This is a genomic window from Acinetobacter sp. HR7, assembly GCF_000773685.1.
In the GTDB taxonomy this organism is placed as follows: Bacteria; Pseudomonadota; Gammaproteobacteria; order Pseudomonadales; family Moraxellaceae; genus Acinetobacter; species Acinetobacter thermotolerans.
Map to the genome: position 1 here is coordinate 1 of NZ_JPQO01000101.1, position 11,049 is coordinate 11,049.

Sequence of the window (11,049 nt, forward strand, 5' to 3'; positions counted from 1 at the left end):
ATCTATTTCAGGACAAGACAGTATTTACCATTTAGCATAATGCTGCTCAAGTAAGGCATATTCGTTCAGCAAGATGATTTCCTGATCATCCTGCTGAATGGTACCGGATACCCGTGCCTGCCACTGGCTAAACTGGCTACCCACCAGCCGCAGGTTGAGATTCTCGTAACGGCGCCAGCCAGTCGTCACTTGTAGCTGCAATTTGTTATCCAATGAATGGATACTCCACTGATTGTCTGCTTCCTGCTGGAACAAGACATCCGCTAGCGCATAAATTTTGCCATTGATCCATAAGCAGTTTTCATTCCCAAAGCTTTCATTGACTCCAGAGGCCAGATTAATGCCGATCCGGTTCTGTTTCATATCCCAGAAATTACAGGACAACCAGAACCACGCCGTTTCAGGGCGCAGAAACCCGCAAGTATCATCTAATGATGCAAAGGTTCGGTCATTAAAAGGGATCGTTTCCCCATGTCGAGTCACAAAGTGGCCTTCACAGGTTAACGTCGTGAGCTTCTGGGTATAAGTCCAGCCATTAATCCCGGTCGGACTACACATACTGAGTGGTTCAGTGCCGGCACAAAAAATCCGAGCGCTGAGTTTGATGTCACCATATTTGGTCACAGTGATATAACGCACGCCATTGGCATGCTGAATTTCGATCTGATATGGAGATTTATGAAAATAGCTGTGATTAAACAATGGCTGTTCATCTAACACAGTATGTCGTGACAAGAAATTGATAGCATTCCATTCTTCAACTTCATTGGTCTGATGATTATAGATATAGAAAAAACCATGTCCTGCCCAGGCAATATCCGCAATTGCAACCCCAATACTGTAATGTTCATGTTGGATACTACAGAATTTGAATTTTTTGTATTTGAGATGCTTGCGCCAGCCTGTTACCACCTGGCCATAGGGGTTTTTGTACTGATAGCCTTTGTAATCGATACTTTTGGGAATTTCTTTAAAACGTCCGTAACGCGGTTGTCCATTTGCCTGAATTAAATCCATGTAAGGCATTCCATATACTACGTGGGAGAGTTGATACAGCCGTACTTGATATTATGCTAATTCCTAATCCTTGATAAGATTTTTTTTATACCGTTTATCGGCAAATGATTTGCAACGATTTGATTTTAATTTGAATCTTATTCTTTTTTAAAACTTCGAAATTTGAAATAGATATTGGGATACTTATGTTTAAGTGCCCTCTATATGAAACATGGTTTGGCGACAGGGATGTCGCCGTAAGGCTGAGGTATAGGGATATACCTTCAGCCTTACAAAAGATTTTTGTTACTTTTGATCTTTCAAAAGTAAATAACACTTAGGAATGGAAAGAAAATCTATTCGAACCTTGAAGTGCATGACTACTTAACCCAAAACCAATAAGCAGCCAATACTGATGTTACTTTGGAAAAGCCCAAAGTAACCAAAGGCTTTTTCTCGATTTAAATTTCAGGCGAAAAATCACTTTTGTTATATATAAAAAAAATCGTGCTGAATTGCTTCAACACGATTTTAAGCACTTTATCCCAATCTTCTCCTGTATAGAGAAGTTTAAGTAAATTACATATCAACCATTTCCACGCCATCAATACGTGCGACAGTCATCAAGTCCTTATCACCACGACCAGAAACTGTCGCAATAATAATTTGATCTTTGTCCATAGTTGGAGCCAGTTTAGTCACATAGGCCATCGCATGTGAACTTTCCAATGCCGGGATAATACCTTCGATACGAGTCAGGTCACGGAAACCTTGCAGCGCTTCCTGGTCATTAATTGGCACATAGTTCACGCGTTTCATGTCTTTCAGGAAGCTGTGCTCTGGACCTACACCTGGATAATCCAAACCTGCAGAAATTGAGTGAGTCTCAATGATCTGGCCTTGTTCATCTGACATCAGGTAAGTACGGTTACCATGCAGCACACCCACGTGACCAGCATTCAATGGTGCAGAGTGTTTACCAGTCTCGATACCGTAACCTGCAGCTTCAACACCATACATTTTCACGTCGTAATCATTCAGAAATGGATAGAATAAGCCCATCGCATTTGAACCACCACCTACACAAGCTACTAGCGCATCTGGTAGACGACCCGCTTGTTCCAGAATCTGACGACGTGCTTCACGACCAATAATTGACTGGAAATCACGCACCAGTTGTGGATATGGGTGTGGACCTGCAACTGTACCAATGACGTAATAAGTAGAATCGACATTTGTTACCCAGTCACGCATTGCTTCGTTCATGGCATCTTTCAGCGTTTTAGAGCCACTTTCTACCGGTACAACGGTTGCACCCAGTAAACGCATACGGTACACGTTCATTGCCTGTCGTTTTACGTCTTCTGCACCCATGAACACGACACATTCAAGACCTAAACGTGCAGCAATCGTTGCAGTTGCTACACCATGCTGACCTGCACCTGTTTCCGCAATGATACGTTTTTTGCCTGAAAGTTTTGCAAGTAGTGCCTGGCCAATCGTGTTATTCACTTTATGTGAACCGGTATGGTTCAGGTCTTCACGTTTCAAGTAAATCTGCGCACCACCCAACTCTTTAGACCATCGTTCAGCATGATAAAGCGGACTTGGACGACCTACGTAGTAAGCGAGGTCACGGTCGAATTCTGCCAGAAACTGTTCGTCATTTTTCATACGGAAATACAGCTTCTCCAGATCTTCTAGAGCTGCCATAAGAGTTTCTGACACAAAACGTCCGCCATGGATACCGAAATGCCCTTGTTCGTTCGGGAATTGGGTATAGTCAATCACATTATTTTGCTGATCCACGATGGACTCCTTGCATAAAGCGTTCTATGAGTTGTTGGTCTTTAATACCTTTTGCGGACTCGACACCGCCACTCACATCGACGGCATACGCCCGTGTAGTGAGAATTGCCTGTTCGACATTGTCAGGATTTAATCCACCTGCCAAGATCAAAGGGATATTGAGTTTAGGGAATGTGGTCCAGTCAAAGCTATGCCCTGTGCCACCTTTTAAATCCGGATGCCATGCGTCTAACAGCACTGCACTTGCGCCTGCATCCTGATAGTTTTGAATTTCTGCCACCACATCCAGACCGGGTTTAACCTGAATAGCTTTATACCAACGGCGTCCAACCTGTTTGCCAATCGACTGGCACTGTTCTGGTGTTTCATCACCGTGAAACTGCAGAATGTCCAGTGGCACAGTTTTTAAAATACTCTGGATGTCATCGGCACTACTATTGACGAATAATCCCACCGCCTGTACATAGGCTGAAACTGCCTGAACCAGTGTTTCAGCCTGCTCCAATGTCACACTGCGTGGGCTTGGTGGATAAAATACAAATCCTATCGCATCACAGCCTGCATTCACTACAGCATGTACATCTTCAACTCGGGTTATTCCACAAATTTTGGCACGGGTTCGCATATTGATTTGGCTCGAAAATTTTCTCAATGTCATAGCCGATCTATGAAATTGAACGAATCATTGTAAAGCAATTTATAGGGCTTGCGTAAAGTTCACACTGATATTTATTTATTCAGATTGTGTAAATTAAATGCTCGTCTTATACTGCGCTCACCTTGCAACAAGTCAAAGCCTCCTGCTTTAGGGAAGCTGGTGTAAATCCAGCACTGCCCCCGCAACGGTAAAAAATGAAACGTCAATCAATTTAAATCTTAGGTTTACGCCACTGCATAGAACAACATAAATATGTGGGAAGGTGGATTGGCAGCATGGCAATTGCCCTGCACATTTAAGTCCGGATACCTGCTTGTTGTGTTCTTTAACTCAATCATTCACGGGGAAGTGAATGTATGGAGCACATTATGTCTATTCAATTTCAACCGACTGCTTTGGTCGGTGCAATCGCACTTGCGTTGGGTTCTACTTCATCTGTTTTTGCCGAAACAACACCTAAAGCAAAAACATCTTTAGAGACCATTGTAGTGACCGCTACACGTTCTGAAGAAAAGATTGAAAATGTGCCTGCGCGTATTTCAATTATTGAGCCAAATATCGTTGAACAATCACCACTTGCGTCATTACCCCATTTACTCAATCGTGAAGCATCACTAAATATGGTGCAATCAGGTGGCTATGGTCAGCAAGCCTCAATCTTTTTAAGAGGAACCAACTCGACCCATACGCTTGTTTTACGTGATGGCGTCAAACTTAATAGCGCAACCACTGGCGTGGCCTCTTTATCTTATATTGATACAACTGATTTGAAACAAATTGAAGTTCTAAAAGGTCCTGCTTCTGTGTTGTATGGCACCAATGCCATTGGTGGTGTGGTTCAGCTCGTTTCGAAAACACCTGAAAAAAGCACTGCATTTATCACGGGTGAAATTGGGGAGAATAAAACATATAAATCTATTGTGGGTGGGGATCTCGCTGAAAATGGATTTTATGCACAAATTCGTGGTCAACGCTTAGAGTCCGACGGCACCCAAGTAACAGATGCTAAGCAATCCAATATTAAAACTGGCGAGTTTGAACAAAAAGGCTTCAGCACTAAAATTGGCTTTGAAAATGAAGATTTGGCAGTTTCATTGGACTATGCCCAAAATAAAGGTCAATCGACTTATGTTTCAAGCATTTTTTCCCCTGCACCTTCATATGCATTTTTAAGTTTAAAAAATAATAGTGTCGATTTTAATAATGAAAATATCAATCTAAAGGCAAAATACAAATTTTCTGATCGTTTTGAACTGAACGCACGTTTATCACAGTTTAAAGATGAAACTGAACAACTGAACTCGACAGACTTCGTCGATAGTAAAACTCAAGAAGCCGAACTTTATGCAAAGCTAAATTTTGCTCAGCATCAAAATATACTATTTGGTTCTACCTTCCAAAATACTAAAGCTGATGCGATTTCAAGTGCTTCGGCTTATCGTGGCAATGTCGATGCACAAGGCTACTATGTTCAACATCAGTACAATAATCACGGTTTAAATACGCAAGTTGGTCTACGTATTGAAGACAATGAACAGTTTGGTACACATACTGTCGGTCAGGTTGCTGCTCGCTATCAAGTTTTACCCAATACGAGTATTTATGGCAATTGGGGAACCGCATTTAGAGCACCAAACTTAAATGAGCTCTATGTAGGTTATTATGGCAACCCCAATTTAAAGCCCGAGGAAAGCGAATCTTTTGAAATCGGGTTAGATCAAACCCTGCCTCTTGGCTTTGCTGCAGGTGTATCGATGTATAGTAATAGCGTCAAAAATCTCATAGATTACAATGATAAAAATGGCTACATCATCGACAACGTGAGCAAGGCAAAATTTGAAGGTGTAGAAAGCTATCTTCATTGGCAACATAATCAACTATTTGCAAAACTTTCTCATAACTACGTGAAAGCAACCAATGAAGAAGCCCATCAAGAATTGGCCCGCCGACCTCGTCAAAGTTTCACTTTAACTGCAGGTTTTCAAAATTCGATTTATGGTATCAGCACCTCTCTTAACTCTAAATCAGCACCCAAAGACCATTCCAATGTCGCAGGCTATGCAACGATTGATTTAAATGCGTATTGGAATATCAATCCAAACATCAAGCTATTTACCAATATCGATAATATCGGTGATGTGCATTATGCAACTGCATCTTATGGCAATGGCTTGTTCTATATGAATGGCGGCCGCCTTGCCTCTGCCGGGGTCACCTTCAAATACTAAGTTCATTACCCTTTAGATAAATACTTTTGAGCATCATGTCATACCTATGGCATGATGCTTTTTAAATTGAGATATCAAAATTTTAAGGAAATTACATGGGCCACCGTTTAAGTAAAATCTATACCCGTACCGGCGACTCAGGCACTACAGGCCTCGGTGATGGCTCACGCGTAGCCAAGGATGACCTGCGTATCAATGCGCTTGGTGATGTCGACGAACTAAATGCCTGCATCGGCGTACTGCGTTCGCAAATCGCGGTAAGCAATATTGAAGATAAGGCCACTTGGGATAAGTCGTTAAGCCTGATCCAGCACTGGTTATTCGACTTGGGTGGTGAAGTTTGTATTCCTGGCTTTAATCTAGTTCAGCCAGTCTCAATTGAATTTCTGGAAAATGACATTGACCGCATGAATGAAGCTTTACCAATGCTGAAAGATTTCATTCTGCCAGCCGGTACACTGGTTTGCAGCTTTGCCCATCAGGCCCGTGCAGTATGCCGTCGCGCTGAGCGCAGTGTCATGTCGGTACATCACCGTGACCAGAATATTCAGCCCACATCGCTACAGTTACTCAACCGTCTATCAGACTGGTTGTTTGTCGCTTCCCGTACCCTGCAACGCGCTGAAGGTGGCTCAGAAGTCCTCTGGCAGAAAAATATCAATGACACGATTGATCAATAAATCCACTAAAACGTACTAAATTTCACGGAAAATTCTGCGCCAACGGTATTTGCAACAAAGTATTTCAGGCGCAGAATAACGTCATTCTCCTGTAACTATTCCTCATCATCATGTTTTTATCTTCACTTTTTCAGGTTATCGCGACATGCGCATAATAGGGCATCGCGGTGCACGTGGAGAAGCGCCAGAAAATACCTTGGGCGGTTTTCAATATATCCAAGACATCGGGATTCGTGCGGTTGAATTTGATGTTCGACAATTGAAAGATAATGCCCTGATTATCATGCATGATGATAATTTTGTTCGTACCACAGGCCAGCAAAAGCATCTATATGAATGCAGTCATGATGAACTGCGTCCCTATAACCACGCGGTAAAATGGTCAGAGTGGAATCGAGTTGAACCCACTCCTCTACTTAATCAAACCCTGAAAGTCATTCACAACTTTGACCATATTGAAGTCGAAGTCAAAGAAGTGGCCTCAGAAGCTGCGGCAGAAAAATTGACCTTAGAGTTACAGCAACAGCTGAAAGGTTTTGAACATTCTGCGATTATCACCAGCTTTGATACCAAGATCCATGCGGCACTGCAACAACAGAAATCACAGTTTAAACGTGGTTTGTTAATTGAAAACGATATTAAGCATAAAGCCATTGATCAGGCTTTAGAACTAGGATGCTGCCAGATTGGCTGGATGAATGAACTGGCAGATCAGGACATCATTAAAGCCACCCAAGCAGCAAAACTGAATATCAGTGTCTGGACCGTGAATGATGTTGAACGTGCCAAAGAACTGCGCGATCTTGGGGTACAAGGCTTGATTACCGATTTTCCGAAACTGATGCTGCAACAGCTATAAGTTCCAAATGATGTTTTTACAACCTCTTCACCAAGAGGTTTTATTTTATCTAAAGCCTTAATTTCAACAGCAGTTACATATATTTTGTGATGTTTGCTCCAATTTTCTTCATATTGTTCCGAATATAAAGCGACTAAAAGACCATTCTATAAAAGTATAACTCTCTCTAAACGGTACATCTTTAGAAAAATAAAGCCTTGAGCTTTTGATTGATAATACTGATACACAAATGAAATTATGTGGTTTTTTCCACTTTTTAACTGTTGAAGTTTCTCAATTTAACTTTGAAAAACGGCATCTTGTCACAACCTAAAAATGGCATTTTTCGTTTTAATTATTCTGTTACTCATAAGTACAATACACCTGTATATAAATGCTAGTGCCACCCTGCTGCACATGCTAATATGCTTAAGTTCTATCCGTTATAAAAACAACTGGATTGGAATTTTTTTAGATATACCTTCCTAGGTTCAGAAACATTTTTCCTAGGTTCCAGGAGTGCTGTTGGAGATGAATGCTCCCCTACCTCAAGCCCCAATTAACTGGGTCGCTGTGTTTGCTCTGGTTGTATTACCAATCGTAGCAGTCATCGCAATTCCCTTGTACGCGTACCACCATGATTTCAGTCTCGCAGCCTGGATCAGCATGTTTGTTTTACTTGGCGTGAGTAGCCTGGGTATTACTGCAGGTTACCACCGTCTTTGGGCACACCGTGCTTATGAAGCAACTTTACCACTAAAAATTATTTTAATGATCATGGGTACATTTGCTGTACAAAACAGTATTTTGTACTGGGGTTCTGGTCACCGTACCCATCACCGCCATGTCGATGATATCGAAAAAGACCCCTACTCAATCAAAAACGGCTTCTGGTATGCACACTTGGGCTGGATGCTTCGTGACTATCCAGCAGCTGAACCAAACTATAAAAATGCACCTGATTTGCTCAATGACAAACTGGTGATGTTTCAGCACAAATACTACATTCTATTGGTCATCGCAGTACACGCTGCCATCCTGTTGCCAATCGGCTGGGCTGTCGGTGATGTCTGGGGCGTACTGTTACTGGGCGGTCTGGTTCGTCTGATCCTGAGCCATCACGTGACTTTCTTCATTAACTCGCTTTGCCACATGTGGGGTTCTCGTCCATATACGGATGAAAATACCGCACGAGATAACTTCTGGTTAGCGATTGCAACTTGGGGTGAGGGTTATCACAACTACCACCACATCTTCCAGTACGACTACCGTAATGGCGTGAAATGGTGGCAATATGACCCAACAAAATGGCTAATCTGGACTTGTTCAAAACTTGGTCTGGCAAAAAACCTGCGCCGTATTCCAAGCTTCAACATCAAGAAAGCTGAACTGGCGATGAAGTTCAAATATGCTGAGCAAGACCTTGCCGTATATGGCCATGACGTGAATGAAGACATTGCCAATGTTAAAAGCAAGATCTCTCAGGAATATGATGCTTTCACCCAAACCCTGAATGACTGGGCCAAGCTGAAAGAAAAAGAGCTTCAAGTGAAAAAGGCAGCAGTTGCCGAGAAAATTCATCAGATGGATGGCAAGCTAAAAATGGAATTCCAGCTGGTGGAACAGCGCCTGTCTCATCACCGTGAAACCCTGAATTTGCTGGTTCGCAACTTAAAAAAAGCACCAGTTTCCGAATAAGTTAAAAACTTTAAAAACGCTCCAGATTTGGGGCGTTTTTTATTTAGAACCAGCAAAAATGTTCAACAGTTTTCAACATTATTCTTTGTTATAGTGAACTAAATAAAAGTTGAATCTGATCGCTATGCAATTTAATCCGCGCTACAACACTCTCTCTCCCCGTCTTTACCATCATCAGCCACCACTACCGTTAAAAGGGGCCAAAGCCGGTCATTTCAATGAAGCTTTGGCCGATCAGCTGCAATGGTCAGAACAGGACAAAGCTGAATGGGTAGAAATCTGTAGCGGTCAGAAAACCTTTGCTGAATTTGAACCGCTGGCCATGGTCTATGCCGGACATCAGTTTGGTCAGTGGGCGGGGCAGCTCGGTGATGGACGTGGTTTGCTGATCGCCCAGATTCTGGATAAAGATCACCAGACGATTGACCTGCATTTAAAAGGTGCTGGTGCAACGCCTTATTCTCGTATGGGTGATGGTCGCGCCGTGCTGCGTTCCGTAATCCGTGAATATCTGGCAGGTCATGCCTTGAACTGTCTGGGTATTCCTTCCAGCAATGCGGTCGGTTTTACTTCATCTGCCCAAGGGGTACAGCGTGAAAAGCTCGAACCTGGCGCGATGCTACTACGCACTTCGGACTGTCATATCCGCTTTGGGCATTTTGAATGGATCAATCAGTATCAGCCTGATCTGCTGCCTGAATTCACCCAGAAATGTATCGAATGGCATTATCCAGAGTGTCTGCAGGCTGAACAGCCTGTACTCGCCTTTGCTACTCAGGTGGTACAACGTACTGCAGTCATGATTGCCAAATGGCAGCTGGTTGGTTTTGCCCATGGCGTAATGAATACCGATAATTTAAATATTACCGGTTCAACGCTGGACTTTGGCCCGTATGGTTTTATGGAGCGTTTCCGCCCGAACTGGATTAACAACCACTCCGATTATCAGGGCCGCTATACCTATCAAAACCAACCAAGCATTGGGCATTGGAACCTCTGGACCTGGCTGAATAATCTGGTTCCTCTCTGCCCTGCAAATTATGACAAAGAGCAATGGAAGCAAGATTTAGCTGCATGTTTAGAGCACTATGAACCGACCTTCTTAGAGCATTATAAACATGGCTTAAATCAGAAAATGGGTTTACCAAGTTTCCATAAAGACAGTTTTGATTGTGCCATGGCCTTCTTAAGAATCCTGCAAAGCGAGCAGCTCGACTATACCCAGAGCTTTATCCGTCTGCAGAACAAAGAATATGAAGCGATCAAGGATGACTGTCTGGATCGTCGTAGTTTTGAAAGTTTCTTGAGTCAGTATCAGGCGATCCGTGAATACCAAGATACCGATGAGCTAGATGCAGAAATGGTGAAAGCCAATCCACAGTATATTTTGCGCAATCACATGGCACAGAAAGCGATTGAACTGGCGGAAGCAGATGACTTTTCAGAAGTCGATCGTTTATTCAAGTTACTCAGCCAGCCATTTACTCAGCAGCCGGAACTGGAACAGCCTGAAGACCTCGGCCCATTACCAAGTGATGTGCCTGAAGTCATGGTCAGCTGTTCGTCTTAATTTATTCACAACACAACTAAAAACTGTGGATAATTTAAACATTATCCACAGTTTTTCTTTGAATTATTCACAACTTATGTGCTTACATCAGATTGCCGTCCAAACCACCCTTACTCTTTCTGAAACCAGCTGTAGTCAACCATTTGGTGAAGGCTGTGATGTCTATAAAGTGCTGGATAAAGTTTTTATGCTACAGTTTCATCTGCAAGGCAAAGCTGCAATCAACCTGAAAGTTGAACCGGAACATGGTGATATGCTACGTGATATTTATCCTTATATCCGTGCGGGTTGGCATATGAATAAACGCCATTGGATTACAGTATTTGAAGATGATGGACTGGATAAATCTCTGGTACAGGATCTGGTTATAAATTCTTATGAGCTGGTGGTTTCCAAATTACCCAAGGTTAAACGACAACGACTGGAACTCTTGCAGCAAATTAAATAGCTTTCATTCCATATAAATCATTTATCAACTTTTGACATCCTCTCCGACCTAAAGGACGGAGATTCCTCCTGCGAGACGCCCATGTCCGAGCGCAAGAATATTCAGTGCTGAGTTTATATCTCTA

General features: G+C 42.6%; 9 protein-coding genes, 1 pseudogene and 1 riboswitch. Of the genes and pseudogenes, 6 read left to right on the forward strand and 4 right to left on the reverse strand.

From position 1 onward, the window contains the following. Positions 1–24 precede the first annotated feature (24 nt). From GW12_RS05620 to GW12_RS05630, 3 genes are all read right to left on the reverse strand, one after another. Positions 25–1,017 (reverse strand): DUF2804 domain-containing protein, encoded by a 993-nt coding sequence (locus GW12_RS05620; protein WP_034584569.1) that lies wholly within the window; start codon positions 1,015–1,017, stop codon positions 25–27. Between the two features lie 558 nt (positions 1,018–1,575). Next, positions 1,576–2,805: a tryptophan synthase subunit beta gene (gene trpB, locus GW12_RS05625; RefSeq protein WP_034584571.1), complete on the reverse strand. Its 1,230-nt coding sequence runs from the start codon at positions 2,803–2,805 to the stop codon at positions 1,576–1,578. Then, the gene (locus GW12_RS05630) at positions 2,789–3,430 is read right to left on the reverse strand and encodes a phosphoribosylanthranilate isomerase (RefSeq protein ID WP_034584573.1); all 642 of its coding nucleotides are present in this window, start codon (positions 3,428–3,430) and stop codon (positions 2,789–2,791) included. The genes trpB and GW12_RS05630 overlap by 17 nt, the downstream gene beginning before the upstream one ends. Positions 3,431–3,575: 145 nt before the next feature. Then, positions 3,576–3,795: riboswitch (cobalamin riboswitch) on the forward strand. 24 nt (positions 3,796–3,819) lie between these two features. Here GW12_RS05630 and GW12_RS05635 point away from each other — a divergent pair. The 6 genes from GW12_RS05635 to GW12_RS05660 all read left to right on the forward strand — a co-directional run bounded on the left by GW12_RS05635 (position 3,820) and on the right by GW12_RS05660 (position 10,925). Next, positions 3,820–5,691 (forward strand): TonB-dependent receptor domain-containing protein, encoded by a 1,872-nt coding sequence (locus GW12_RS05635; protein ID WP_171077670.1) that lies wholly within the window; start codon positions 3,820–3,822, stop codon positions 5,689–5,691. A 95-nt stretch (positions 5,692–5,786) separates the two neighbouring features. Beyond that, complete coding sequence (locus GW12_RS05640) at positions 5,787–6,371, forward strand: cob(I)yrinic acid a,c-diamide adenosyltransferase (RefSeq protein WP_034584578.1); 585 nt, start codon at positions 5,787–5,789, stop codon at positions 6,369–6,371. A 145-nt stretch (positions 6,372–6,516) separates the two neighbouring features. Beyond that, on the forward strand, positions 6,517–7,230 hold the full coding sequence (locus GW12_RS05645; protein WP_034584580.1) for a glycerophosphodiester phosphodiesterase: 714 nt from the start codon (positions 6,517–6,519) through the stop codon (positions 7,228–7,230). Positions 7,231–7,740: 510 nt separating this feature from the next. After that, positions 7,741–8,907 (forward strand): acyl-CoA desaturase, encoded by a 1,167-nt coding sequence (locus tag GW12_RS05650; protein WP_034584583.1) that lies wholly within the window; start codon positions 7,741–7,743, stop codon positions 8,905–8,907. Between the two features lie 124 nt (positions 8,908–9,031). Continuing rightward, entirely contained in the window at positions 9,032–10,477 is a 1,446-nt protein-coding gene (locus tag GW12_RS05655; protein ID WP_034584586.1) for a YdiU family protein, read from the forward strand. A 76-nt stretch (positions 10,478–10,553) separates the two neighbouring features. Beyond that, positions 10,554–10,925: an MmcQ/YjbR family DNA-binding protein gene (locus GW12_RS05660; protein WP_034584589.1), complete on the forward strand. Its 372-nt coding sequence runs from the start codon at positions 10,554–10,556 to the stop codon at positions 10,923–10,925. A 48-nt stretch (positions 10,926–10,973) separates the two neighbouring features. Here GW12_RS05660 and GW12_RS16165 read toward each other — a convergent pair. Next, a pseudogene (locus tag GW12_RS16165) lies at positions 10,974–11,049 on the reverse strand (RNA-guided endonuclease TnpB family protein); the annotation flags it as partial.

Bases quoted from the DNA above. Each gene is read 5' to 3' on its own strand.
- GW12_RS05620 (WP_034584569.1), bottom strand. From the start codon at position 1,017: ATGGATTTAATTCAGGCAAATGGACAACCGCGTTACGGACGTTTTAAA.
- GW12_RS05630 (WP_034584573.1), bottom strand. From the start codon at position 3,430: ATGCGAACCCGTGCCAAAATTTGTGGAATAACCCGAGTTGAAGATGTA.
- GW12_RS05635 (WP_171077670.1), top strand. From the start codon at position 3,820: ATGGAGCACATTATGTCTATTCAATTTCAACCGACTGCTTTGGTCGGT.
- GW12_RS05640 (WP_034584578.1), top strand. From the start codon at position 5,787: ATGGGCCACCGTTTAAGTAAAATCTATACCCGTACCGGCGACTCAGGC.
- GW12_RS05645 (WP_034584580.1), top strand. From the start codon at position 6,517: ATGCGCATAATAGGGCATCGCGGTGCACGTGGAGAAGCGCCAGAAAAT.
- GW12_RS05650 (WP_034584583.1), top strand. From the start codon at position 7,741: ATGAATGCTCCCCTACCTCAAGCCCCAATTAACTGGGTCGCTGTGTTT.
- GW12_RS05655 (WP_034584586.1), top strand. From the start codon at position 9,032: ATGCAATTTAATCCGCGCTACAACACTCTCTCTCCCCGTCTTTACCAT.
- GW12_RS05660 (WP_034584589.1), top strand. From the start codon at position 10,554: ATGTGCTTACATCAGATTGCCGTCCAAACCACCCTTACTCTTTCTGAA.